Source organism: Microbacterium timonense, from assembly GCF_900292075.1.
Taxonomy (GTDB): Bacteria; Actinomycetota; Actinomycetes; order Actinomycetales; family Microbacteriaceae; genus Microbacterium; species Microbacterium timonense.
Window position 1 is genome coordinate 124,230 of record NZ_OLMV01000005.1, and the last position, 25,216, is coordinate 149,445.

Consider the following 25,216-nt stretch of genomic DNA (forward strand, 5'->3'; position numbering starts at 1 on the left):
CGCTTTTCGCCGATTGTGGCGCCTATTGGTCGGCTGTGTCTACCTTTGGAGGGGAATCTGGTTAGAGTGTGCGGATGAGCGCGGTTCGCCAGGACCGCGCTCGTGACGTCGACACGGAGGAGAAGCGGATGCCGGGAAACCTCACCGTCGAGCAGCTCGGCGCCGCGATCGCCGCGGGCGACATCGACACCGTCGTGGTGGCCTTCGCCGACGCGCAGGGGCGCCTGGTCGGAAAGCGCGTGTCGGCGCGGCTGTTCCAGGAGGAGGTTCTGCCGCACGGAGCGGAGGCGTGCAACTACCTCCTGTCGGTCGACGTCGACATGAACACGGTCGACGGTTACGCCATGTCGAGCTGGGAGACCGGCTACGGCGACATGATGCTCCGCCCCGACGTCTCGACCTTGCGTCGCATCCCGTGGCTCGCCGGGTCTGCCCTCGTCATGGCCGACCTCACGTGGGAGAGCGGCGCGCCGGTCGTCCAGTCGCCTCGCGACATCCTCCAGCGACAGCGCTCGAGACTGGCCGACCGCGGACTCGTGGCGTACTCGGGCACGGAGCTCGAGTTCATCGTGTTCGACGACACGTATCGGGATGCCTGGGCCAAGGGCTACCGCGACCTCACCCCCGCGACCGACTACAACGTCGACTACGACCTGCTCGCCTCGGGGCGGCTGGAGCCGTTGCTGCGCGACATCCGCCTGTCGATGGACGGCGCCGGGCTGTACACCGAAGGCGTCAAGGGAGAGTGCAACCTCGGCCAGCAGGAGATCGCGTTCCGCTACGCCGAGGTGCTCGAGACCGCCGACCAGCACGCGCTGTACAAGAACGGTGCGAAGGCGATCGCCGAGCAGCACGGCAAGTCGCTGACGTTCATGGCCAAGTTCAATGAGCGCGAGGGGAACAGCTGCCACATCCATCTCTCGGTGCGGTCGGCGTCCGGCGACGCCGTCATGGCCGGCGACGGCGAGCACGGCTTCAGCCCGCTCATGGAGCATTGGATCGCCGGCATCCTCGCGACGCTGCGCGAGTTCACGCTGCTCTACGCGCCGAACATCAACTCGTACAAGCGGTTCGCGAAGGGCTCCTTCGCGCCGACGGGCATCGCGTGGGGCCTCGACAACCGCACCTGCGCGCTGCGCGTGGTGGGACACGGCTCTTCCCTCCGCGTGGAGAACCGGGTGCCCGGCGGCGACGTGAACCCCTATCTCGGCATCGCTGCGATCATCGCGGGCGGACTGCACGGCATCGAACATGAGCTGCCCCTTCCCGGCCGGCTGGAGGGCAACGCCTACGCCGCCGGGGTCGAGCATCTGCCCATGACGCTGCGCGAGGCGGCACAGCTGCTGGATCAGTCCGCTATCGCGCGGGCTGCGTTCGGCGATGACGTGGTGGAGCACTACCTGAACCAGGCGCGCATCGAGGTCGAGGCCTACGACGCCGCCGTGACCGATTGGGAGAGGGTGCGTGGTTTCGAACGCCTCTGATGTCTCGAGCGTCTCGTCTCGCTTCCCTCGCTCAACGACCGACCACCCGGTCGTTGAGCGAGGGAGCGCCGGCGACCGAGGCGAAACGCGTAAGCCGGTCGTCGGCCTGACGACGTATCTCGAGCAGGCCAAGCAGGGGGTGTGGGATGTGCGCGCCGCCTTCCTGCCGCAGCAGTACTTCGACTCGGTCGCCGCGTCCGGTGGCATCGCCGTGCTGCTCCCGCCGCAGCCCGACCCCGACGCCGCCGCGGCGGCCGTGCTCGACGGGCTCGACGGGTTGATCCTCACCGGGGGCCTCGACGTGGACCCCGCGCTGTACGGCGCGCCGCGGCATCCGCTCACCGATCCGGCCCGCCCCGATCGGGATGCGTGGGAGCTCGCACTGTTCCGCGGGGCGGAGGAGCGACGGATGCCGGTGCTCGCGATCTGCCGCGGGCTCCAGCTCGTCAACGTCGCGCGGGGCGGCACGCTGCACCAGCACCTGCCCGAGGCGCTGGGCACCGAGCGGTACCGCATCGGCGGCGGGGTCTTCGCGGTGAACGAAGTGATGGTCGACGAAGGCTCGCGCCTGGCGGGGCTGGTGGGTGCCGGGTCCCTGGATGTGCACAGCTACCACCACCAGGGCATCGATCGACTGGGTGAGGGATTGGTGGCGACCGCCCGCACCGACGACGGGCTGGTGCAGGCGTTCGAGTCCGACGGCGACGGCTACCTCGTCGGCGTGCAATGGCACCCCGAGGAGAATCGCGAGGACCGCCGGCTCTTCGCCGGGCTCGTGGCCGAGGCATCCGCGTTTCGTCTCGCGCGTTCCTCCTTCGCTCATGCGAGCGGAGTCCGGGCATGAGCGCCACGTTCACCGTCGTCAACCCGGCGACCGCGCAGCCGATCCGCGAGATCGCGCGGGCGGATGAGGCGCAGACGGACGCCGCCATCGCGCGCGCCGTCGTCGCCCAGTGGGCCTGGGCGTCGTTGCCGCCGGTGGCCCGGGCCGACGCGCTGCGCGCCTTCGCCCGCGTCGTCGAGGCGCACGTCGAAGAGCTCGCGCAGCTCGAGGTGCTGAACTCGGGACACCCGATCGGTTCGGCCCGGTGGGAGGCCTCCCACGTCGCGCAGGTGCTGAACTTCTACGCGGGCGCTCCGGAACGCCTGAGCGGTCAACAGATCCCAGTGGCGGGCGGGCTCGATGTGACGTTCCACGAGCCCTACGGCGTGGTCGGGATCATCGTGCCGTGGAACTTCCCGATGACGATCGCCTCGTGGGGCTTCGCTCCGGCGCTCGCCGCAGGAAACGCAGTGGTGCTGAAGCCGGCGGAGCTCACGCCGCTCACCGCGATGCGCCTCGGTGAGCTGGCCCGGGAGGCCGGCCTGCCGGACGGGCTGTTCACCGTCGTCACCGGGTCGGGCTCGGTCGTGGGCCAGCGCTTCGTGTCGCATCCCGACGTGCGCAAGGTCGTGTTCACCGGGTCGACGTCGGTGGGGACGGATGTCGCGGCCGGCTGCGCTCGTGAGCTCAAGCCCGTCACGCTCGAGCTCGGTGGCAAGAGCGCGAACATCGTGTTCGCGGACGCCGACCTCGAGAAGGCGGCCGCCTCGGCGCCCGGCGCGGTGTTCGACAACGCCGGGCAGGACTGCTGCGCGCGCAGCCGCATCCTCGTCGAGCGGTCGGTGTACGACCGGTTCCTCGAGCTGCTCGAACCCGCGGTGCAGGCTTGGCGCGTGGGCGACCCCGCAGACGAGCGGACCGAGATGGGACCGTTGATCTCGGCATCCCACCGCTCCACGGTCGCCGGCTTCCTCGATGGCGCGAAGGTCGCCTTCCGCGGCTCGGCGCCCGAGGGCGACGGCTTCTGGTTCGCGCCGACCGTCGTTCTGGCTGATCGTGGTGACCGCATCGCGCGCGACGAGGTGTTCGGCCCGGTCGTGGCGGTCCTGCCGTTCGACGACGAGGCCGATGCGATCCGGCTCGCCAACGACACGATCTACGGGCTGGCGGGATCGATCTGGACGGAGAACCTGGGGCGCGCCGTCCGCGTATCGCGCGGCGTGAAGAGCGGCGTGCTGTCGGTGAACTCGCACTCCTCGGTGCGTTATTGGACGCCGTTCGGCGGCATGAAGGCCTCGGGTCTCGGCCGCGAGCTCGGTCCGGACGCCGCCGAGCACTTCACCGAGACGAAGAACGTCTTCTTCGCGACGGAGGCGTGACCCGATGCCGCCCGCAATCCCCCGTGTGTCCCCATCTCACGCCTTCGTGTCCCACTTTCGGTCGATCGAGCGTCCCTCGAGCGATGGAAATCGGGACATGCACCAGAAAGGAAGCCCACAACCATGGATCTGACGGCGAGACTCAAGGATCGGGTGGCCATCATCACCGGAGGTGCCTCCGGGATCGGTCTGGCCACGGCGCGCCGCTTCGCGGCGGAGGGCGCGCGCGTCGTCATCGCAGACCTCGATCCGTCGGCGGGTGAGGTCGCCGCCGACGAGGTCGACGGCGTCTTCCGTGCGGTCGACGTGGCCGACGAGCGCCAGGTGAACGCCGTGTTCGACGGGATCGCCGCCGAGTTCGGTCGCATCGACATCGCCTTCAACAACGCCGGGATCTCGCCGGCCGACGACGACTCGATCGAGACCACCGAGCTGCCCGCGTGGGACCGCGTGCAGGATGTCAACCTCAAGAGCGTGTACTTGTGCTCGCGTGCGGCGCTGCGGCACATGGTGCCCGCCGGCAGGGGCTCGATCATCAACACCGCGTCGTTCGTGGCGCTGCTGGGTTCGGCGACGTCGCAGATCTCATACACCGCGTCCAAGGGCGGTGTGCTGGCGATGACGCGGGAGCTCGGTGTGCAGTTCGCGCGGCAGGGCATCCGCGTGAACGCGCTGTGCCCGGGACCGGTCAACACGCCGCTGCTGCAGGAGCTGTTCGCGAAAGACCCGGAGCGCGCTCAGCGCCGTCTCGTGCACGTGCCGATGGGCCGCTTCGCCGAGCCCGAGGAGCTGGCGGCGGCTGTGGCGTTCCTCGCGTCCGACGATGCGTCGTTCATCACCGCCACCGGGTTCGTGGTCGACGGCGGCATCACCAACGCCTACGTCACGCCGCTGTAAGGTCGCCGCATGCTCGCAATTCAGGCAGAACAACGGGATCGGATGCCACACCCTGGGGTTTTCGGGGGCGCGGTGGCGGTCAGCCTGAGTTGTGCGCTGGATCGCGGGACGCTGCCGTGACCGACGCGTCGCTGCACGAGGTGCGCAAGGCCGTCTACCGGCCCGTGCGCGAGGGCAACGCCCTGGAAGACACCGTGGCCAGGCTGGCGCAGACGGTCCGGCTCGGTGTCGTCGCCCCTGGTGAGTCGCTGCCGTCGGAGCGTGAGCTCGCCGTCCTGTACGCGGTCAGCCGCGACACGGTGCGCGAGGCCATCCGCGAGCTCGCCGACACCGGCTATCTCGTGCGCCGTCGCGGCCGGTACGGCGGCACGTTCGTGGCTGACCCGCTCCCGCAGCCTCCGCACCCGCGCGACGTCGACGCTGCCGAGCTCGACGACGTCCTCGGGCTGCGCCGGGTACTCGAGGCCGGAGCAGCCCGCGCGGCCGCCGCTCGCACCCTCGACGCCGCCGCTCGTGAGGACCTGTGGGCTCGCTACGAGGCCGTGAATGCGGCATCCACCGGCGACTATCGCCGGCTCGACACGCTGCTGCACCTGACGATCGCCGAGCTGGCCGGCATCCCGTCGCTGGTCGCCCTGGCGGCCGAGAACCGCGCGCGAGTGAACGAGTGGCTCGACACCTTCCCGCTGCTGCCGCGCAACATCGAGCATTCCAACGCCCAGCACGAGCACATCGTGACCGCGATCCTCGCGGGGCGACCGGATGCCGCCGAGGCGGCGATCCTCGAACACCTCGCCGGTTCGGAGGCGCTGCTGCGGGGGTTCCTCGCCTGACGGGACGCGGAGGCCCCTTCGCTACTCTGGACGGATGGCAGGCAGCAAGCGCGCGAAGAAGGGGAAGGAGCCCCTCGAGTTCCGCAACACTCAGCTGAGTGATGCCCTTCAGACGCAGGACATGGCGGCCGTGGCGTTCGCGCTGCGGCACGGTCCGACCGTCGTGCCCCTGATGCGTCCCGGCCACCGCGACAACCCGCTCGACGTCGGCGAGGTGTGGACCTACCGCGACCCCAAGACGGGGGATGTCGCACTGCTGCTGTTCAGCGACGCAGCCCACAAGCCGGCCACGCTGCCGCCGGGGGTGGCGCTGCAGTCGCCGGCGTGGCTGCGGGCGTTCCTGGGTGCGCACGAGCACGAGATCACGACCGTGTTCTTCGACATCGCCGGTCCGCACCCGATGCAGGCGTCGCCGGGGGACCTCATCGCCGCTCTCGACGCCTGAGCCGTTCGGTCGCGACCGCGGGGTTGCTGCGGGGGCTCGATACGCTCGTTCCCTGCTGCTCTATCGGCGGGGCGCGGGCCGCGCGGCTCGACCGGCGGGGTGCGGGCCTCGCTGCTCGATCGGCGGGGTGGGGGCGACACTCCGGACCAGAAGTTGCATTGCGCACAGCGGCCCGGCAGACTCGCCGGGTGGAATTCCTGCTCGTCGGAATCGTCTGCGCCGCGGGACTCGTGATCCCGGTCGCGTTGGGGGTCATGCCGTCGCAGCGGCGGCGTCGCCCGCGCGGGCGCTGATCCTTCCCGACCCGCGCACCCGCTGCAACGGGCGGTCGGTCAGAAGTTCGGCGCGCCGTCCTTCGGATCGCCCTTGGCGCGTGTTCGCACGTCGTCGAGTGCCCCTCGCAGGCGCCCGGAGCGGTCGTCGATGAGGTCGCGGTAGCCCAACCGCGCCGCCTCCGTACGCCGCTGCGCGGCCTGCGTCACCGGCCGGATCTCGCCGGCGAGGCTCAGTTCGCCGACGGCGGCGATGTGGCGCGGGATGTTCCAGCCCTTCACCGCACCGGCGACCGCAAGGGCGATCGCCAGATCGGCTGCGGGTTCTGCGAACCGCACGCCGCCGACGGTGGAGACGTAGACGTCCTTGTCGGAGGTCTTGATGTCGACGCGCTTCTCGAGCACGGCGAGCACGGTGGCCACGCGCGCCGCATCGACGCCGTTCACGATGCGCCGGGGGTTCGGCGACTTGCTGTCGATGGTGAGTGCCTGCACCTCGACGGGCAGGGCACGGCGACCTTCCAGCGCGATGGACACGCACGTTCCGGGTTCGGTACTGCCGTGACCGAGGAAGAGTGCGCTCGGGTCGGGCACCTCCGCGATGCCGGCTCCGGTCATGTCGAAGCATCCCACCTCGTCGGTGGGACCGAACCGGTTCTTCAGGGCCCGCACGAAGCGCAGCGACGTCTGCCGGTCCCCTTCGAACTGGCACACCACGTCGACCAGGTGCTCGAGGATGCGCGGCCCGGCGATCGAGCCGTCCTTCGTGACGTGACCGACGATGATCGTCGGCAGTCCGCGCTCCTTGGCGACGCGGATGAGGGTCGCGGCGACCTCGCGCACCTGCGACGGGTGGCCGGCCATGCCTTCCGACAGCGCGGACGACACGGTCTGCACCGAGTCGACGATCAGCAGGTCCGGAGTGACATCGTCGACGTGGCCGAGGATCGTCGCGAGATCCGTCTCGCTTGCCAGATACAGCTCATCGTGCAGCGCGCCCGTGCGCTCGGCCCGCAAGCGCACCTGTGCGGTGGACTCCTCGGCGCTGGCGTACAGCACGCGCCGGCCGGCACGCGCGGACTGCGCGGCGACCTCGAGCAGGAGGGTCGACTTGCCGACCCCGGGCTCGCCCGACAGCAGGATCGCGGCGCCAGGCACGAGGCCTCCACCCAGCACGCGATCGAACTCGCCGACCCCGGTGGTGCGACGCGGCGCATCGGAGGTGTCGATCCGGGTGATCGGCTGTGCTGTGCGCCCTGCACCGGGAGCCACGGGCGTGACCGACCGGACGATGCCCGTCTGCTCGGACGCCTCGACCACCGTGCCCCACTGCTGGCACTCCCCGCAGCGCCCGACCCACTTGATCGTGGTCCACCCGCACTCGGTGCACCGGTAGGGCGCGGTCTGCGTCGGGCGTCGGGCTGCGGCCATGGCTTCACTGTACGGCGGGGAGGCGACATCGCCGGTGACAGACGCCTCGAGCCGAGGCATCCGTCATCGTTCCGTCGTGAGGGCTCAGCCCAGGGCCGACGCGAGAGCCTCGAACACCGCCGGCGCGGGCACCTCGCCCGAGGCGAGCTGCACGTCGCTGTTCACCACGACGATGATGGTGGTGTCGTCGTCGTAGCTGTGGAACAGGGATGTCGTGAATCCCGGGATCGTCCCGGAGTGTCCCCAGTAGCCGTCGGGGCGCTGACCCCAGCCGAGTCCGTAGCCGCCCTGCTCGTCGTTCGGGGGCGGCGAGGAGAGGATCGAGTCGCGACGCAGCTGCTGAAGCTCCGGCGTCAGCATGTCCTCGCCCGTGAAAAGAGCGTGCGCCCACAGGGTCAGGTCGTCGAGCGTCGAGATCACCTCACCGGCGGCCTTGGTGAAGGACGGGTTCCAATCGGTGGCGTCGACGGTCTGTCCCGCGGGCTGGTTCTGGGCGGTGATGCCGACCAGGTGCGGTTCCGGGATGGCGGCGGAGCTCGCTGGAAACACCGAATCGTCCATTCCGAGGGGCGCGAAGATGCGGTCCTCGAACACCTCGTCCAGCGGTCGGTCCAGCACGCTCTCGATCACCATCCCGAGCAGGACGTAGTTGGTGTTGGAGTACTGCCACACCTCTCCGGGCGCACCGACCAGCGGCAGCTCCTTGGCGTAGTCCAGCAGCTGCTGTGTCGTGAAGACAGCGCTCGGATCGCCGAAGTAGGCCGCCTGCCACGCGGGGTCGAGGGAGTACGACGGGATGCCGCTCGTCATGTCGGCGAGCTGGCGCAATGTCGCCGTGCCGTTCGGCGAGTCGGGGACGTACTGCGAGATCGGATCGTCGAGCGAGACCAGGCCCTCGCCCACCAGCTGGAGGAGGATCGTCGCCGTCATGGTCTTGGTGAGGCTGCCGACGCGGGTGTGGTCGTCGGGCGCCGGCGCGGTGTCCCCGCCAGGCGCGGAGGTGCCGGACGCGCCGGTCCAGACGCCGTCCGGCGTGATGACGCGAGCGACGACGCCCGGATAGCCGATCTCGTCGCGCGTGTCGTCGAGCACGGCCTGCAACGCCGCCGCCGTGTCGGCGGGAATCGCCGTGTCGGTCGGGGTCGCGGAAGCGGTGGTGTCTGGCCCCGCCGCGAGCCCCGCGGCTGCGCATCCCGCGGCGCCGAGCACCGCCACGATGGTTGCCGCCGCCCATGCCGCGCGCGTGGCGCGGCGGCTGCGAAGTGTGCGCACGATGATGCCCCCGTCTCGTCGACCCAGGCCGACGCTACCGGGTGCGTCACCCGGGAGCACGGGACCTGAGTCGCCTCTGCCGCGCTGCCGACGGGGTCGCGCCGTCCGTTCCGACGGATCGTGCCTGCTCCGTGATGCAGGGTTGGAAGCCAGCCCGCCCTGGGGTCCGGTGGTTAGGAGCGCAGCGAGCCGGCGACCTGGCGCAGCGCGTCGGCGGAGGCGTGGAAGAGTTCGAGCTCCCGCGCGTCGAACTGCGTCTCGGCCACCGGCACGGCGCCGGCGGCGCTGACGATCGACGGCACCGAGAGCGCGACGCCGTCGACGCCGTGGAATCCGTGCAGCACGGGGGAGACCGGCATGACGGCATGCTCGTCGTTGAGGATGGCCTCGACGATGCGCGCGCTGGACAGGCCGATCGCGTAGTTGGTCGCGCCCTTGCCCTGGATCACCTTGTAGGCCGCGTCGCGCACGTCGATCGCGATCTGGTCCAGTTCGTCGACCGTCATGCGGTCGCCCTGCGGCGTCACCCACTCGAGGATGGGCACGGTGCCGATGGTGGCCTTCGACCACAGCGGGAACTCGGTGTCGCCGTGCTCGCCCACGATGTAGGCGTGCACGCTGCTCGTCGAGACGCCCGCGCGCTGCGCGAGCTTCCACCGCAGCCGGGACGTGTCGAGCACGGTGCCCGAGGCGAAGATGCGCTCCGGCGGCAGGCCGGTGTCCTCCTGCGCGAGCACCGTCAGCACGTCGCACGGGTTGGTGACGATGACGTAGATGGCGTCGGGCGCGGCCTCGAGCAGCTGCGGCATCATCGTCTTGATGATGCGGGCGTTGACGCCGGCCAGTTCGATGCGCGTCTGGCCGGGGTCCTGCTTGGCGCCGGCCGTGATGACGACGACGTGCGATCCCTCCACGACAGACAGGTCACTGCCGCCGACGATGTCGCTCGAGCCGGTGAACTGCGTGCCGTGCGCGAGGTCGAGCACCTCGGCCTCCACCTTCTGGGTCGCGATGTCGTACAGCGCGACGTGCCGCGCCGATCCGCGGATCAGGGCAGCGTACGCGGTGCTGGAGCCGACGCTGCCGGCGCCGACGACGGTGACTTTCGAGTTCTCGATGACGGCCATGCCGCCAGTCTTCCAGGGTCGGTACCGTGCGGCCACCGCGCCCCCGGTCGCACCACTGGTGAGCACCGCGTTGCGGGACGATGGATGCCGCGACCGCTGTGCTGCGGCATCGCTCCGCGTCAGGACGACGTGCCGTCTGTCTTCTCGCGCGGGGGATTGCGGATGCCGAGGAACGACGTGATGCCGCCGGCGATCATGAGCGCCGCGGTGACGATCGCCGAGCGGTGGAATCCCTCGAGATCGAGCGTGCCCCCGACGATGGTCGCCAGGAGCGCGACCGTGATGAGTCCTGCCACCCGCGCGACCGCGTTGTTCACCGCGGAGGCGATGCCGGAGCGCTCCGGCCCGATCGCGCCGAGGATCGCGGAGGTGAGAGGCGCGACCGTGAGGGCGAGGCCGGCCCCCATGACGATCATCGACGGCAGCACCTGCCACCAGTACGAGAACTCGGTGCTCACCGTGAGGAGAAGGAGCGCGCCCGCTCCCATCGTCAGCGGCCCGACGGTCATGAAGAACCGCGGCCCCCATTTTCCGCTCAGCGCGCCGATGCGCGAACTGAACAGGATCATGAGGATCGTCATGGGAAGACTGGCGAGGCCGGCGAGCGTCGCAGGCAGACCGGGGCCCTCCTGCAGGTAGACGACCACGACGAGGCCGTTCAGTGCGAGGGCGCCGTAGATGAAGGTCGTCGCGACGTTGCCCGTCCAGAAGTTGCGGACGCGGAAGAGGTCCAGCGGCAGGATTGGGCTGCGCACGAACCGCTGCCGCAGGATGAACGCGACGAACAGCCCGGCGCCCAGGACGAGCGGGCCCCAGATCGCGGGGGAGGACCACCCGAGGTTGGGCTGCTCGATGAGCGCGAAGACCATGCCGCCGAGCCCGAGGGTGCACAGGGCCGCGCCGAGCCAGTCGATCGAGGCATCCGCGTGCCGGGTGTCGCGGAAGCCGCCGCGCGCCAGCAGCACCAGCGTGGCTCCGATCGGCAACACGTTGATGAGGAACGCCAGTCGCCACGAGGCGAAGTCGACCAGCGCCCCGCCGATCAGTGGGCCCACGATCATCGCGGAGGTCGTCATGGCGGTCCAGACGCCGATCGCCCGGCTCTGCGCTGCGCCCGAGAAGTTGGAGGTGATGAGGGCGAGCGAACTGGGCACCAGGAATGCTCCCGCCGCGCCCTGCACGCCGCGAGCGATGATGAGGAACTCCGCGGTCGGGGCGGCGGCGATCGCGACGGATGCCACGCCGAACCCGATGAGGCCGATCCGCAGGACGAGCACCCGCCCGTAGGCGTCGCTCACCGAGCCTGCGACGAGGATGAGCGCACCCAGTGTGATGAGGTACGCGTCCACGACCCACTGCTGCGTCGTGATGCCGCCGCCCAGCTCGTCGCTGATCGCCGGCAGGGCGACGTTGATGATCGTGCCGTCGAGGAACGCGACGAAGGAGCCGAGGATCGCGATCCACAGCACGAATCGCTGCGTCGTGTTCATGCGCGCGGCGGTCGCCGGTGCGTCCTGGGCGGCGGGCTCCTGGGTCACGCGCCCCAGGCTAGACCCGTGCGCCGACACCGTGGGCCGGGCCGGATGATTCGGCGCGGGGCTGTACCGGGCGGCTGGGCGGCCCTACGATGACGGCAACGCCGCTGTGCGGCGCCTCGAGCTCACGACCTCTGGGGGTTGCGATGTGCCGCTGGCTTGCCTACACCGGGGAGCCGCTCGTGCCGGCCACCCTGATCCTCGACGCCCAGCACTCCGTCGTCGCGATGGCGCAGAACTCGCCGCTGGGTGCTGAGACCGTCAACGGTGACGGGTTCGGCTTCGGCTGGTACCCCGTCGACGGCGGCGGGCCGGATGCGGCCGGCGCGCGGCATCCGTCCGTCTTCCGCAGCATCGAGCCGGCGTGGAACGACCAGAACCTGCGCGAGATCAGCCGGGCGGTGCTCAGTCCGCTCTTCTTCGCGCACGTGCGCGCGGCCGCAGGGCCGCCCATCCAGCAGACGAACTGCCACCCGTTCCGCCACGACAACTGGCTGTTCATGCACAACGGGGCGATCTCGGGTTTCGGGCTGTTCAAGCGCGAGCTCGTGCTCGCCGTCGACCCGTCGCTGTACCCCGACATCGAGGGCACGACCGACACCGAGGTGCTCTTCCACCTCGCCCTCACGCTCGGGCTCGCCGACGACCCGATAAGGGCGGTGGGCGCCGCCATCCGCCGGGTGGAGGAAGCCGGCCACGCAGCGGGCGTGCAGTTCCCGATGCAGGGGACGATCGCCGTGTCGGACGGGCAGACGCTGTGGGCCTTCCGGTACTCGACCCAGGGTCGATCGCGGACGCTTTTCCACTCGGCCGATCTGCCCACGCTTCGCGAGATGTACCCGGATGCCGAGCGCCTGAGGATCTTCGGCGACCACGCCCAGGTGGTCGTCTCCGAGCCACTGAACGATCTTCCCGGCGTGTTCCTCGAGGTGCCGGAATCGACGGTCGCCGTGCTCGATCCTGACGGCTACCGCCACGAGGACTTCCTCGCGGCGTGACGCGGCTGCGGGGTCGTGCCGTGGGCGTCGATTCGCGGCATCCTCTCACGTGTCGTAAACTGATCGGCGGTGACGTGTCCGAGCGGCCGAAGGTGCAACTCTCGAAAAGTTGTGTAGGGTAACCCCCTACCGTGGGTTCAAATCCCACCGTCACCGCCATGAAAACCCCTGTTCAGCAGGGGTTTTCTTCTGCCACGTGTGCTCGTCGTCGCAGACGAGATCGGTCATCTCGCAGGCCGGACGCCGCGGAGTGCTTGCTCGTTGAGGACGCGCCTCACCGCGTGAACGGAAGAGCCCCGATCGTGCACTGCAGCACCGTCTTCTCCGTCTCGAGGGGTGCCGACTCCGCTGGGAGGGCGCGCTGCACGGCCAGGCCGTTCACGACGGTCAGGAGGAACGTCGCGCGGGCGCTGTTATCGCCGCGGGCAAGCGAACCCTCCTCGACCAGGATCGACAGCCACGACTCGATCCGCCGCATCGTCTGCCGGTGCAACTCGACGTACCGGTCACGGGTGGCGTCAGGAGCCTCGAGATCGATGAAGGTGCGGAAGATGTCCGTCCACGCCTCGCGCGCGGTGCGATCGATCCCGAGCGGCGTCAACAGGTGTCCCAGGCATTCGAGCAGACGCTCGCCGGGCGGCACGCTCGCGTCGCGGATGCGCTCGTCAGGAAGGGCGGCCTCGTACAGCGAAGACAGGACCGCGTCCTGCAGTTCGCGCTGCGTCCCGAAGTGATACCGGAGGGTTCCCATCCCCACGCCGGCGCGTGCGGCCACTCCCCGGACGGTCACCTTTTCGCCGCTGCGAGCGACGGCGACGGCCGCCTCCAGAATGCGCTCGCGCGTGCTGGCGAACTGATCCTCGTTCATCCCCCATGAGGGTAGCACACTGTGCTACATTCGATGCTCGAACTAGCACACTGTGCTACTGCGGAGGACATACATGACCCAGGCGACGTTCCTGCCTACCGGCCGTCGACGACCGATCACCGGGGCCAGTGTGGCAATCGCGCTGGCTGCTGCTGCGGTCCTCTACGGGATCGGAATCGCCCTCCTGATCGCGATGCCGACCGATTCGGCGACTGCGGGTGTCGCGCAGTATCTGGTGGCGGGACTCGCGCCCCTCCTCGCCGTCGCGATCGTCCTGTTCAGCCGCGTCCATGATCTCCCGGCGCTCGGAATCCGTTCCGTGGCACCTCGCTGGATCTTCATCGCCATCGGTGCCGGTGTCGGTGTGATCGTGCTGAACATCCTCATCGCCCTCGGAGTCGTGCTCCTTCTCGGCCCCCTCGACGACATCCAGACCGACTACGCCGCGGCGGCGTCCGGCGGTCCTGCCTTGCTGCTGCTGACGCTGCTCGCGGGCGCCGTGCTGACACCGGTGGGGGAGGAATGGCTGTTCCGCGGCGTCGTCACCAACTGGCTGCTCCGTTTCGGGGGCTGGGTCGCCGTCCCTGTGAGCGCGGCGATCTTCGCCGTATCGCACGGCATCAACCTCATCCTCCCCGTGGCGTTCGTCGTCGGGGTGATCACCGCACTGCTGTTCCGCGCGACCGCATCGATCTGGCCAGGCGTCATCGTGCACGCGAGCTACAACGGCTACTCCATCGTCGCGGACGCGCTCGTCGGCGGGTAGGCACTGCGCGCCGGCTGCACGAGCCGGTGCCATCGAGAAGTCGGGGACGCGTCAGGCGACCCCGTGAAGAGAGAGGACACCTCATGCAGGAATTCCAGATCGGCGACACCGTCCAGGTCACCGGTGCCGTGATGACGGGAAATGTCGGAACCGTCGTGTCGATCGACGAGAAGGGCGGGCGATACCTCGTGCGCGTCGGCGGCGTCACCCAGAACTACTTCACGGGTGACGAACTGACGATCTTCCGTTCCTGACTGCGCCTCGTCGGACGATTGGAGCCCGCGGTGCTGAGAGGATGGCGCAACCGTCTCGCCGAAGGCCGGGTGCGGCCTGGTGCGGGCGAGCCGCTGGCACGCTTCCGGTGGTGGCAGGTGTTCACCCGATCGCTGCTGACGCATACTTCCGTCCGACCCGACGGCACCACAGCCGAATACGCCGTCGACATCCGCCGCGGAGGCGACGGCGGCGATGGCGTCGTCCGCGCTCGGCTGTACCTCGACGGTTCGTTGCTCGCGTACTCGAAGGTGCCGGCGCGCTTCGCGGTGCCGGGAGGCCATATCGAGGTCGCCGTCGGCACCTTCGGTGTGAAGCGGGGCCACTACGTGTCGGCCACCGGCGAGGAGACGCGTCTCGTGCCCGACCCGGCTTCCGCGGAAGGCCGTCGCGCGCAGTTGCATCGCACGCATCCGCGGCTGAGCCGATTGATCAGCATCGTGTCCACTGTGCTGGTCGTGATCGGGCTGAGCGTAACGGTCCCTCAACTCCTCCAGACCCTCTCGGAGGCCCCATTCATCGCCGACTCGATCGGGACCTTCCAGTCACCCATCAACCTGCCGATCGCAGCGAACGTCGCCATCGGGTTCGCTGCTGTCGTGGGGAGCGCTGAACGTGCCACGCGAATGCGTTCGAGCTGGCTGGACGATCTCGCGAGTTGAGTCTGGTGCAGGTCGCGATCTGCTGACGGAGCGTGTCGATGTCCTACGGCGCGGGGACTATGCCCGCGACGACTCACGCAGGAGGCCAGTTATCCAGCGCGGCAGCGGCGACGCGGCGCAGGGTCTCGCGGTCCGCGCCCCCCTGGGCCTGCACGGCGATGCCGTCGGCGACGGTGGTGAGGTAGCGCGAGATGAGGTCTGCGTCGGCATCCTCGGGAAGGTCCCCCTCCTCGATGGCCTGCTGGAACCGCGTTCGCAGGTCGGCCTGACTTTTCGCGCGCCACGCCGTAAGGATCCCTTGGACGTTCTCCCCGGTGACACCGACCGCAAGCGCCGCGCGCACGCCCAGGCAGCCGGCCGGGCGTCCCGGCTGGGTGCCGGCTTGGATTGCTCCCTCAAGGTAGGTGCGTGCGACCTCGCGGGCTGTCTGCTCCGCGATGGCGTCTCGCGGGTATGAGCCGGGGCCTTGCTCGTAGAGCCGCAGGACTCGAAGAAACAGATCCTCCTTGTTCCCGAACGCGGCGTACATGCTCTTGCGAGAGATCCCCATGGCGTCCGTGAGGAGCGCGAGGCTTGCTCCTTCATATCCGTGTTCCCAGAACACGTTCAGCGCCTCCGAGAGCGCCGCCTCCGCATCGAACGAGCGCGGACGGCCGCGTTGTACCTGCCCCATCCCTGAAGCGTATCGGTTCGGCACCGAGCAGTGCACAAAGCGTTGGGCCTGGAGCTCTCGCCCGACACGCCGGTCGACTACGAGCGAACGCCGCCCGCATCCTTCCCAGAGTCGGGGGCGGTGCCGAGATCCTCGCCGACATCTGAGGTTCTCAGCCGCTGAACCCGGGTCTCAGATCTGGTTCACTCCGCCGTCCACGAGCACGTTCGCACCCAGCATGAAGCTGCTGTCCTCGGATGCGAGGAACGCCACGACGCCTGCCATCTCCTCGAGGCGCGCGGTGCGGCCGATCGGAAGCTGGCGGGCAAGGCTTTCGTTGTATGCCGCCACGTTCTCCGCGCCGACCAGTTCCACGACGCCGGAGGTATCGGTCGGGCCAGGGGAGATCGCGTTGACGCGGATGCCGCGATCCTTCAGCTCGTTCGCCCAGGTGCGCGTGAAGCTGCGCAGCGCCGCCTTGGACGCAGCGTACGCTCCCATGCCCGGTGCGCCGCGGTCCGCCGAAGTGGACACATTGATGATCACAGACGCGCCGGTGTTGAGGTGCGGGATCGCCTTCTGCACCGTGAGCATCGTGCCGACGACGTTGATGCCGAGCACGTGGTTCAGATCATCTTCCGTGAGCTCATCGATCGTCGCGAACGTCGCGACGCCCGCGTTGGCGAAGAGGATGTCGAGGCCTTTGCCGTGACTCTTGACCTCCGTGAACAGCGCTTCGAGGTCCGCGACGTTCCTGATGTCGCCCGGGACGGCGGTCACGTTGCGACCGATCTCCATGACGGCCCCCTCGAGCTCACGCTCACGACGGCCCATGATGAACACGTGCGCACCCTCGTCGACGAGCCGCGCCGCAGCGGCGCGTCCGATTCCGTTCGTTCCGCCCCCGGTGATGACAGCGGTCTTGCCCTCGAACCTGTTCACTGTTCGCCCTTCATCGTTATGCACCGATCGGTGCGAATGTGACTCTACCATTTAGGCCACCGATCGATATCGAAATCGCGAGGGAAGGACGACTGTGAGCGGGGACCACGCTCGCTCGCGAATCGACTCTTGACACAGACTCTTCCGATGCCTCAAGGTGTCGGTGATACGTATAAGTCACGCACGTATCGCCGCCACGGCAATGCCGCCGGCGCTTCCCGAAGCGCATCCTGGCGGCTCGGTCGATCTGCGCAAAGGAGAGTAGATGATGTCCACCACGCACGGGCTGCTCGAGGGAGCGCCTCCGCCACGCATGACAAGTCCGTCCCGTGGGCGGCGCGCGATCATCGCCGCTGCGGCCGCGGGATGCCTCGCACTGAGCTCGATCACGGCATCCGCATTCGCCGCCGAAGACGCGGCGGAGCCGGTGAACGTGACAGTCGACTACGCCGTCGACGCCGGCCCCTCGAACCAGGTGGCCAGCGGCTTCCTGCACGGAATCGATGCAGTGGATCCCGCTCAGCATCTCATCGATGGGGTCGACGTGCGCACGATCCGCGGCGCGGACCATCACCCCAACCTGCCGAGCCTGTTCGATCGGGCGACGTATGACCGGGTGAAGGCGACCGGCGTGAATCTTCAGGTCGGCGTGTACTACTACAAGGATGCGGTCGACAACCCCCTGAGCTCCTACCGTCCGGGCGACGGCGGGGACTGGGATACATGGCGCGAGATCGTCCGCGGCGTGGTGCAGGAGGCCATCGACAACCAGTACGTGGTGGACTCGTGGATCGTCTGGAACGAGCCGAACCTCCAGTGGAACACGTCGCAGCGCCCGTACACGAGGTACCTGCAGGCCCACAAGATCGCGCACGACGTCATCACGTCGGTGGATCCCGGGGCACGTGTGCAGGGTCCGGAGGTGTACGGGTTCAACATGCCGCGCCTCACGGAGTTCCTCACCTTCTGCAAGGCGAACGATTGCCTTCCGGACCTGCTCACCTGGCACGAGCTCTCCCCGACGCCGACCAGCGTTCCTCAGCACGTGAAGGAGATCAACGACTGGATGGTGGCCAACGGGATCACCCCGATGCCGGTCGCGATCACCGAGTTCCAGGGTCAGGGCTACGGCAACCCGAATGCCTGGCACGCCGGTCAACACGTTCGCTGGCTCGCGCAGTTCGAGCGAGCAGCGACGATCGGACTCGAGTCGGCGAACGTGGCGTCATGGGAGTGGGACGGGCAGGACCCGGCCTTCCGCCCGACCCTCGGCAATGCCGTCTCGCGTGACCTCAACACGCCGCGCGGTGCGTGGTGGAACCTCAACGCCTATCGGGACATGACGGGGCATCTCGTTTCCACGGTGTCGGGCGATGTTCCCGAGTTCACCGGACCGGACACGATCTACGAGGCGGAGACCGCGCAGATCTCCGGAGCGCAGATCGCCTCGAACTGGGGCGGGTTCACCGGCACGGGCTTCTGGAACCCGCTGAACGCGAGCGGTGACTGGGCCGAGTGGACGGTGGATGCCGAGGCCGCAGGTACGTACACGCTCTTCGTCCGCTACGCCAACGGAGGCACGGGCGATCGGCCGTCCGACGTGGCGGTCAACGGCGAGGTGGTGACGCGCTCCGCATTCCCGCGGACGAGTGGATGGAGCGGCTGGGCGTACGAAGTCGTCCACGCCGATCTCGTACAGGGGCAGAACACCATCCGGGTGACGAACACGGGTTCGCGCGGTCCCAACATCGACCATCTCGGAGTGACTGCGGGGGAGGTCACGATCGCCGGCCCCGCTCCGGTCGACGCGCTGTCGGGCTTCGATCCCGATCTGCGGCGCTCGGTGACGCTGGTGGGAAATCAGACGGCAGAGGCGCAGGACGTCAACCTGCGACTGACGAACATCCCCTCCGAGCTGATTCGATCCGACGCGGTGCGAGCGCGCGTTGCCGTCTTCGCCAACACTCCCGCCGTCCCGGCGCCGGTCGTGGAGCTGGATGCCGACGTCGCGGTCGTCGACGGGCGGGCCGAAGTGCCGTTCGCGCTCCCGGCGGGAGCATCGGCGCGCGTCGACATCGTCCCGTCGCTCGCGGACGCCGCAGTGATACGGCTCGAAGCGGAGGGTCTCGATGGTGTGGTCAGCGACGGGTCAGCCACGACGCGCACAGAGTCGCAGGCGGCAGGCGCCGGGGCGGCCGTGGTCCTCGCGACCCCGACCGCCGGCGGCCAGGTGACGTATTCGATCGAGGTGCCCCGAGCGGGTGTCTACCGGCTCGACTTCGGTGGCGGCTCGTCGGAGGGCGCGGGTGTCGCCCAGCTCTACGTCGACGGCGAGGCCGTAGGCGGACCGATCGATCAGTCCGGCGACGGGTCGTTCACGACCACGGCGGTAGGGGTGATCGCCCTCTCCGCCGGTTCTCACCAGGTGGAGGTCCGCGAGGTCCGAAGCGGCGAGCAGCCGACGGCCGACGCGATCACGCTCGACTTCTTCGAGCTGCTCTCGCTGACCGCCGACAAGCCCGCACCTGCCGCCTACGACGTCACTGTCGTCAGCCGGTGCGTGGGCGGCAAGAACCAGGTGAGGGTGACCGTCACGAACAACGACGAAATCCCGCTGGCCATCACCGTCGCCGCCGAGTTCGGAGAGCGGACCTTCCGCGTGGTGGGTGCGGGCAAGTCGATGTTCCACCCCTTCACCACCCACCTCGCCACCTTGCCAGAGGGTGAACTCACGGCCACGGCCGAAGGTGAGCGCGCCGAGGGCGACGTGTCGACGACGCGGTCGTTCGCGTACGACGCGCACAGCTGCGGCTAGCGGATGAGCGGACGGCGGGCCGTCACCGGCGGTCCCCCGTCCGCTCATTCCCCGTGGGCATCGCTCTGACGTGTCCTCGGTGGCGCCGTCGACTCCCGCCAGATGATCCGGCCGCGTGGGGGCTCGTCGGACTCCGGCCACTCCTGCCCGCGCAGAGTCGCGATGAGGCGCCGCATCGCGTGACGGCCCGCTTCGGCACGGTCATTGTCGACGGTGGTCAGCGAGGGCCAGAGGAACGGGCTGACGTCGTAGTTGTCCCAGCCGGTCACGCTCACATCTCCCGGCACCGACCACCCCCGCTCCGCAGCTCCACGCATGACGCCGATGGCGACGAGGTCGTTGGCCGCGATGACGGCCAGGGGCGGTGCTGTCTCGGGAAGCGCCCGGATCGCCTCCGCTCCCGCCTCACCCGTCCACGCGTAGCCGACGACGCCCAAGGACTCCACTCCCAGCCGCTCGATGGTCGCCGTGTACACGTGCACGCGGCTGTCGGCAGACGCGAAGCCCGGTTCGCCGGCGACGTGGAGGAAGCGTGTGTGTCCGAGTGCGATGAGATCTTCGATGAGGGTGGCCACCGGACCGGCATCCGCCAGTTCCCCTGCGGAGTGCATCTGCTCGTCGAAGCTCGCGGCCGTGAGGAAGGCGACGTCGGCGGGGACGGCAGCGACCACGGCGGGGGAGGTGGGAACGAACGACAGCACGGCCTCGTACTGCCCGGAGCCGGCGAGCTCCACGATGCGCGAGCTCACAGCGTCGATGTCGCCGTCGACACTGTGCACCTCCATTTCGAAGCCCTCGGACTTGGCCGCCGACCCGGCTCCGGCGAGCATCTGCACCGGGTTGTAGATCGGTATGCCCATGACCACCGCGATCCGGCCGGTCTTGCGGGTGCGCATCGCCCTCGCAGCGAGGTTCGGCTGATAGCCCAACTCCTTGGCGGCCGCCTTGACTCTTTCGCGCGTCTCAGCCGAGATCGAACCCTTACCGGTGAGTACGTACGACACCGTCGCCTGCGTCACCCCTGCGAGCCGCGCGACGTCGCGGCTCGTGGCGCGACCTGCCATGCTCCCTCTGCTCTCCGCGTCTCGCATCACCAGACGGAACGGATCTGTGGTTGACGCATCGACTTCACGTGAAGCATACTAGGACTTATACGTATCACTGATACGAACAACCCGCTGGCGGAACCCGACCAGAGCGGGTTGGGGAAACCGTGTGCCGTCGTGCGCACGCATCAAGGAGGATGTGCGATGAGCGTCGCGGAGTTGCGCACGCTGGCGAAGGAACGCCGGTCACGAAAGCGAGATGGTCCGGTGCGTCACCCGGACAACCGGGTGGCGCTGCTGTTCCTGGCACCGTTCATCCTCGGGGCCGTCGTCTTGACGCTGGGACCGATCATCGGATCCCTGTATCTGTCGTTCACGGATTACAACCTGCTCCAGGATCCGAACTGGATCGGTCTGGCCAACTATGGGCGCATGCTGACCGACCCGCGGCTGCACAACTCGCTCATCGTCACGTTCACCTATGTGCTGATCGGCGTTCCGCTCCAGCTGGGCGTCGCGCTCGGGCTTGCGGTCCTGCTCGACAAGGGGATGAGGGGCCTTCCGTTCTACCGGTCGGCTTTCTACCTGCCGAGCCTGCTCGGAGCATCAGTGGCGATCGCGATGCTGTGGCGCCTGATCTTCGGCAGCGAAGGCCTGCTCAACACCCTGCTCGGTCTCATCGGCATCGAGTCGAACACGAGCTGGATCGGCAACCCCGACACCTCCCTGTCGACGATCATCCTGCTTCACGTCTGGATGTTCGGTTCGCCGATGGTCATCTTCCTCGCGGGGCTCCGTCAGGTCCCCGCGGAGCTGTACGAGGCCGCCGCCGTCGACGGCGCCGGGGCATGGACCCGCTTCCGATCGATCACCCTGCCGCTTCTCACGCCCATCATCTTCTTCAATCTCGTGCTCGCGGTGATCAACTCGTTCTCCGCCTTCACCCAGGCCTTCATCGTGTCGGGAGGAACCGGCGGGCCGACCGATTCCCTGTTGTTCTACACGCTCTACCTCTACCAGGAGGGTTTCGGGGCCTTCCGCATGGGATACGCCTCCGCTCTGGCATGGCTGCTCCTGATCATCATCGGAGTCCTCACGGCCATCAATTTCTGGCTCTCGAAGTATTGGGTCCACTATGACAATTGACGCTCGCACGCCGAGAACCACGAACACCTCGTCGTCGCCCGGCGAAAGCCTCGACACCACGACACTGCACACCGCCTACCGGGCGCCCCGCACGTCGCGATGGGGATCGATCCTGCGCCACGCGCTGATGATCGCGGTCGTCATCGTCTCGCTCTACCCGATCCTGTGGATGGTTGTGAGCTCGCTGCGACCGGACGGCGAGATCTTCGGGGATCCGTCGCTGTTGCTGACGACGTTCGAGTGGGAGAACTACGCCTACGGCTGGACGGCACTGGGTACGCCGTTCGGAAAGTACCTCATCAACTCGGGGATCGTCGTCATCGGATCGATCCTGGGCAACCTGATCACCTGTTCGCTGGCCGCATACGCTTTCGCCCGGCTGCGGTTCCGGCTTCAGCGCACCGCTTTCGCGTACATGCTCATCACGCTGATGCTGCCGATCCATATCGTGATCGTGCCGCAGTACGTACTGTGGGCGCAGGTCGGCCTGGTCGACACGTTCTGGCCTCTCATCGTGCCCAAATTCCTGGCCACCGACGCCTTCTTCATCTTCCTCATGATCCAGTTCATGCGCGGGCTGCCGCGGGAACTCGATGAAGCGGCTCGCATCGACGGTGCCGGACATGCGCGGATCTTCTTCCAGATCGTGCTGCCCCTGATGGTGCCGGCGCTGGCCACGACAGCCATCTTCACGTTCATCTGGGTGTGGAACGACTTCTTCTCCCAGCTCATCTTCCTGACCAGCCCGGGCAACTACACCGTCCCGATCGCGCTGCGCGCCTTCGTCGACGCGCAGTCATCGACCTCGTTCGGTGCGATGTTCGCGATGAGTGTGGTCTCGATCATCCCGCTGGTGCTGATTTTCGCGTTCGGCCAGCGCTTCCTGGTCAAGGGCATCGCGACCACCGGACTCAAATGACCCAGACCCCTCGCGGGCAGCGCCCGTCACCCGGCTCGCCGAGCCATTGAACACCCCCATCGAACGAAGGAGATCGACATGAAGCCATTCACCAAACGGGCCGTCGCGGTCGGTGCAGCCGCGGCCCTTCTGACAATCCTCGCCGGATGCGGCACCGCCAACCGCGGTGCTGCCTCGCCCACAGAGCTCAGCGACGAGCCGGTCACGCTGCGTATGGCGTGGTGGGGCGGCGACGGCCGGCATGAACGCACGCAACAGGTCATCGACCTCTTCGAGGAGAAGTACCCGAACATCACGGTCGAGCCCGAGTTCTCGGACTGGAGCGGCTACTGGGAGAAGCTGGCGACCTCCACGGCAGGCAAGAACTCCGCTGACGTCATGCAGATGGACCAGCTGTATCTCGCCTCGTACGCCGCCCGAGGAACACTGGCCGACCTCGGCTCGATGGACATCGATCTCGAGGGGATGAACCCGAGCGTGCGGGACATGGGGCTGTACGACGGCACCCTGTACGCCGCGCCGATCTCGACGAGCGTCACCGCGATGCTGGTGAACACGGATCTGCTGGACCAGATCGGTGTGTCGTTGCCGGACAACGCCGATGACTGGACATGGGAGGAGTACCAGGAGTGGGGTGCGGAGGTCACCGACGCAGCTCCTGCCGGCACGTACGGGGCGTCGCTCCCGTTCACCGAATATCAGCTGCAGCTGTTCGTTCGCCAGCACGGCGAGAACCTGTTCGATTCCGAAGGGGTCGCCGTCTCGCCCGAGACGCTCGCGCTCTGGTTCCAGAACGCCCTTGATCTGACCGAAGCCGGTGCCGCCGCGCCGGCCTCAGTCCAGGCGGAATCCACCGGGCTTCCGCTCGACCAGACGCCGATGGCGGTCGGCACCGTCGCGTCGTTCCCCAACACGGCGACTCTCATCTCGGCGTACAGCGGAGCGTCCGGTGCCAACATCGCTCTTCTGCCTCTCCCGCGCACCGAGGGCGGCGTCGAGGACTTCGAGTACGCCAAGCCCGGCATGTACTGGTCGATCTCGTCGGGCACCGAGCATCCTGCCGAGGCAGCGGCGCTGGTCGACTTCTTCCTCAATGACCCCGAAGCGGCGAAGATCCTCGGCGCCGAGCGCGGTCTGCCGGCCAACAGTGCGGCACTCGACGCCATCTACGACGACCTGACGCCGCAGGAGCAGTCCGTCGTCGCGTTCACCGAGACACGCGAGGAGCTGTTCGGGGACGCGCCCGACCTCGTCCCGAACGGCGCGTCGAACATCCAGGACATCCTGCAGCGGTACCAGCAGGAGGTGCTGTTCGGTCAGCGCACGCCCGCCGATGCCGCGAAAGCCATGATCGCCGAGCTTCAGCAGTCCATCGACGCCGCGTGACGTCCCCGGGTGGGGCGGCGTCTGCCGCTGCCCCACCCTCCCTCTCTACGACGAAAGAACTGAGAAGAGCCCATGCTAAAGATCGGCATCATCGGCGTCGGCAACATCGCCGACGAGCACATCCGCGGATACCTCGAGTTTCCGGAACAGTGCGAGATCGTCGCTCTCAGCGACTTGTCTGCGGAGAAGGCCGAGGCGAAGCGAGTCAGGTTCGGGCTCGAAGGCGCCGTCGTCTACAGTGACGCCGAGCGGCTCATCGCCGACGCGGGCGTCGACCTGGTCAGCATCGCGACGCCGCCGTCCAGCCACGCCGAGTTCTCGATCGCGGCGCTTCGCGCCGGCATCCATGTGATCGTGGAGAAGCCGATGGCAGCCTCTGTCGAGGACTGCGACGCCATGCTGGCCGCGCAGCGCGAGTCAGGTCGCCTGCTTTCCGTCATCGCGCAGAACCGGTTCCGCGACGACCTCATGATCCTCAAGGAAGTCCTCGACTCCGGCCTCATCGGCTCGATCTCCCACGTGCGCATCGACTCCGCGTGGTGGCGAGGGCTGCCCTACTACGATCTGTGGTGGCGCGGCACCTGGGAGTCCGAGGGCGGCGGCCCGACCCTCAACCACGCCATCCATCACATCGACCTCAGTCTCTGGCTGCTGGGGCGACCGGAGGCGGTGGTCTCGATGATCACGAACGTGCAGCACGACAACGCCGAGGTCGAAGACCTCTCGGTCGCCATCCTGCGTTACGGCCGGGCACTCGCCCAGCTGACGAGCTCCGTCGTGCACCACGGAGAACGCCAGGAGATCGTCATCCAGGGCGAACGCGCGCAGATCGCCCAGCCGTGGAGCGTCGCCGCCGACTCTGCGCAGCCCAACGGCTTCCCCCAACGAGGCGGGAACCGCGAACTGGTCACCGAGATCGAAGCGGTCGCGGCTGCGCATCGGCCGCTCCCGCATGTCGGACACACCGGCCAGATCGCGGACGTGCTCGACGCGATCGCGACCGGCCGCGCACCCGCCGTCGGCGGGGAGGACGGTCGCAGCGCCGTCGAACTGGTCACCGCGATCTACGAGTCGGGAATCGAGGGGGCGGTCGTCCATCTTCCGCTTCGGCCGGACGACCCCTACTACCGCACCGGAACGCTCGTCGAACGCGCTCCGCGGTTCTACCGCAAACGCGAGTCCGTCTACGACCAAGACGGCGCCATCATCGTCGGTGCGTCCACCGTCTGACCGAGGAGCGGAATC

The 25,216-nt window shown here is 68.4% G+C and carries 23 protein-coding genes and 1 tRNA gene; 16 read left to right on the top strand and 8 right to left on the bottom strand.

Annotation, left to right across the window (positions count from 1 at the left end):
• Positions 1-128 precede the first annotated feature (128 nt).
• From C9992_RS14395 to C9992_RS14420, 6 genes are all read left to right on the top strand, one after another.
• Complete coding sequence (locus C9992_RS14395) at positions 129-1,484, top strand: glutamine synthetase family protein (RefSeq protein WP_106816439.1); 1,356 nt, start codon at positions 129-131, stop codon at positions 1,482-1,484.
• A 106-nt stretch (positions 1,485-1,590) separates the two neighbouring features.
• Positions 1,591-2,328 carry a gamma-glutamyl-gamma-aminobutyrate hydrolase family protein gene (locus tag C9992_RS14400; protein WP_106816440.1) on the top strand — a complete coding sequence of 246 codons (738 nt, stop codon included), beginning with the start codon at positions 1,591-1,593 and terminating at the stop codon, positions 2,326-2,328.
• Complete coding sequence (locus C9992_RS14405) at positions 2,325-3,686, top strand: aldehyde dehydrogenase family protein (protein ID WP_106816330.1); 1,362 nt, start codon at positions 2,325-2,327, stop codon at positions 3,684-3,686. The genes C9992_RS14400 and C9992_RS14405 overlap by 4 nt, the downstream gene beginning before the upstream one ends.
• 123 nt (positions 3,687-3,809) lie before the next feature.
• Entirely contained in the window at positions 3,810-4,583 is a 774-nt protein-coding gene (locus C9992_RS14410) for a 3-oxoacyl-ACP reductase (RefSeq protein ID WP_106816331.1), read from the top strand.
• Between the two features lie 116 nt (positions 4,584-4,699).
• Positions 4,700-5,416, top strand: a complete 717-nt coding sequence (locus C9992_RS14415; protein WP_106816332.1) for a FadR/GntR family transcriptional regulator — start codon at positions 4,700-4,702, stop codon at positions 5,414-5,416.
• Positions 5,417-5,450: 34 nt separating this feature from the next.
• Positions 5,451-5,861 (top strand): dehydrogenase, encoded by a 411-nt coding sequence (locus C9992_RS14420; protein ID WP_106816333.1) that lies wholly within the window; start codon positions 5,451-5,453, stop codon positions 5,859-5,861.
• 332 nt (positions 5,862-6,193) lie between these two features.
• Here the strand turns inward: C9992_RS14420 and radA are convergent, their stop codons facing one another.
• The 4 genes from radA to C9992_RS14440 form a co-directional block, all read right to left on the bottom strand.
• Entirely contained in the window at positions 6,194-7,564 is a 1,371-nt protein-coding gene (gene radA / locus C9992_RS14425) for a DNA repair protein RadA (RefSeq protein ID WP_106816441.1), read from the bottom strand.
• An 84-nt stretch (positions 7,565-7,648) separates the two neighbouring features.
• Positions 7,649-8,836, bottom strand: a complete 1,188-nt coding sequence (locus C9992_RS14430; protein ID WP_200826350.1) for a serine hydrolase domain-containing protein — start codon at positions 8,834-8,836, stop codon at positions 7,649-7,651.
• Between the two features lie 173 nt (positions 8,837-9,009).
• Positions 9,010-9,963: an L-lactate dehydrogenase gene (locus C9992_RS14435; protein WP_106816334.1), complete on the bottom strand. Its 954-nt coding sequence runs from the start codon at positions 9,961-9,963 to the stop codon at positions 9,010-9,012.
• A gap of 119 nt (positions 9,964-10,082) precedes the next feature.
• Positions 10,083-11,453 carry an MFS transporter gene (locus C9992_RS14440; RefSeq protein ID WP_106816443.1) on the bottom strand — a complete coding sequence of 457 codons (1,371 nt, stop codon included), beginning with the start codon at positions 11,451-11,453 and terminating at the stop codon, positions 10,083-10,085.
• A 191-nt stretch (positions 11,454-11,644) separates the two neighbouring features.
• Here C9992_RS14440 and C9992_RS14445 point away from each other — a divergent pair, with 191 nt between their 5' ends.
• Positions 11,645-12,496, top strand: coding sequence for a class II glutamine amidotransferase (locus C9992_RS14445; RefSeq protein ID WP_106816335.1), 852 nt, complete (start codon positions 11,645-11,647; stop codon positions 12,494-12,496).
• A gap of 68 nt (positions 12,497-12,564) precedes the next feature.
• Positions 12,565-12,655, top strand: a tRNA-Ser gene (locus C9992_RS14450).
• Positions 12,656-12,770: 115 nt separating this feature from the next.
• Here C9992_RS14450 and C9992_RS14455 read toward each other — a convergent pair.
• Entirely contained in the window at positions 12,771-13,364 is a 594-nt protein-coding gene (locus C9992_RS14455; protein WP_106816336.1) for a TetR/AcrR family transcriptional regulator, read from the bottom strand.
• A 73-nt stretch (positions 13,365-13,437) separates the two neighbouring features.
• Here C9992_RS14455 and C9992_RS14460 point away from each other — a divergent pair, with 73 nt between their 5' ends.
• The 3 genes from C9992_RS14460 to C9992_RS14465 all read left to right on the top strand — a co-directional run bounded on the left by C9992_RS14460 (position 13,438) and on the right by C9992_RS14465 (position 15,065).
• On the top strand, positions 13,438-14,130 hold the full coding sequence (locus C9992_RS14460) for a CPBP family intramembrane glutamic endopeptidase (RefSeq protein WP_106816337.1): 693 nt from the start codon (positions 13,438-13,440) through the stop codon (positions 14,128-14,130).
• 83 nt (positions 14,131-14,213) lie between these two features.
• Entirely contained in the window at positions 14,214-14,384 is a 171-nt protein-coding gene (locus C9992_RS18255; RefSeq protein WP_200826351.1) for a KOW domain-containing RNA-binding protein, read from the top strand.
• Positions 14,385-14,414: 30 nt separating this feature from the next.
• On the top strand, positions 14,415-15,065 hold the full coding sequence (locus C9992_RS14465) for a hypothetical protein (protein WP_106816338.1): 651 nt from the start codon (positions 14,415-14,417) through the stop codon (positions 15,063-15,065).
• Between the two features lie 73 nt (positions 15,066-15,138).
• Here C9992_RS14465 and C9992_RS14470 read toward each other — a convergent pair whose 3' ends face one another.
• Together C9992_RS14470 and C9992_RS14475 are read right to left on the bottom strand one after the other, a co-directional pair.
• A complete protein-coding gene (locus C9992_RS14470; RefSeq protein ID WP_106816339.1) occupies positions 15,139-15,738 on the bottom strand; it encodes a TetR/AcrR family transcriptional regulator in 600 nt (199 codons plus the stop codon).
• Between the two features lie 171 nt (positions 15,739-15,909).
• The gene (locus tag C9992_RS14475; protein ID WP_106816340.1) at positions 15,910-16,659 is read right to left on the bottom strand and encodes an SDR family NAD(P)-dependent oxidoreductase; all 750 of its coding nucleotides are present in this window, start codon (positions 16,657-16,659) and stop codon (positions 15,910-15,912) included.
• A gap of 268 nt (positions 16,660-16,927) precedes the next feature.
• Between C9992_RS14475 and C9992_RS14480 the strand changes: the two genes are divergently transcribed.
• Entirely contained in the window at positions 16,928-19,474 is a 2,547-nt protein-coding gene (locus C9992_RS14480) for a CBM35 domain-containing protein (protein ID WP_160150898.1), read from the top strand.
• 44 nt (positions 19,475-19,518) lie between these two features.
• Here the strand turns inward: C9992_RS14480 and C9992_RS14485 are convergent, their stop codons facing one another.
• Positions 19,519-20,538 (bottom strand): LacI family DNA-binding transcriptional regulator, encoded by a 1,020-nt coding sequence (locus tag C9992_RS14485; protein ID WP_106816342.1) that lies wholly within the window; start codon positions 20,536-20,538, stop codon positions 19,519-19,521.
• 201 nt (positions 20,539-20,739) lie between these two features.
• Here C9992_RS14485 and C9992_RS14490 point away from each other — a divergent pair, with 201 nt between their 5' ends.
• From C9992_RS14490 to C9992_RS14505, 4 genes are all read left to right on the top strand, one after another.
• Positions 20,740-21,666, top strand: a complete 927-nt coding sequence (locus C9992_RS14490; protein ID WP_407662250.1) for a carbohydrate ABC transporter permease — start codon at positions 20,740-20,742, stop codon at positions 21,664-21,666.
• Entirely contained in the window at positions 21,656-22,585 is a 930-nt protein-coding gene (locus tag C9992_RS14495) for a carbohydrate ABC transporter permease (protein WP_106816344.1), read from the top strand. Before C9992_RS14490 ends, C9992_RS14495 begins: the two co-directional genes overlap by 11 nt.
• A gap of 78 nt (positions 22,586-22,663) precedes the next feature.
• The gene (locus C9992_RS14500) at positions 22,664-23,971 is read left to right on the top strand and encodes an ABC transporter substrate-binding protein (protein WP_106816345.1); all 1,308 of its coding nucleotides are present in this window, start codon (positions 22,664-22,666) and stop codon (positions 23,969-23,971) included.
• 72 nt (positions 23,972-24,043) lie between these two features.
• Positions 24,044-25,201, top strand: a complete 1,158-nt coding sequence (locus tag C9992_RS14505; protein WP_106816346.1) for a Gfo/Idh/MocA family protein — start codon at positions 24,044-24,046, stop codon at positions 25,199-25,201.
• Positions 25,202-25,216: the final 15 nt, after the last annotated feature.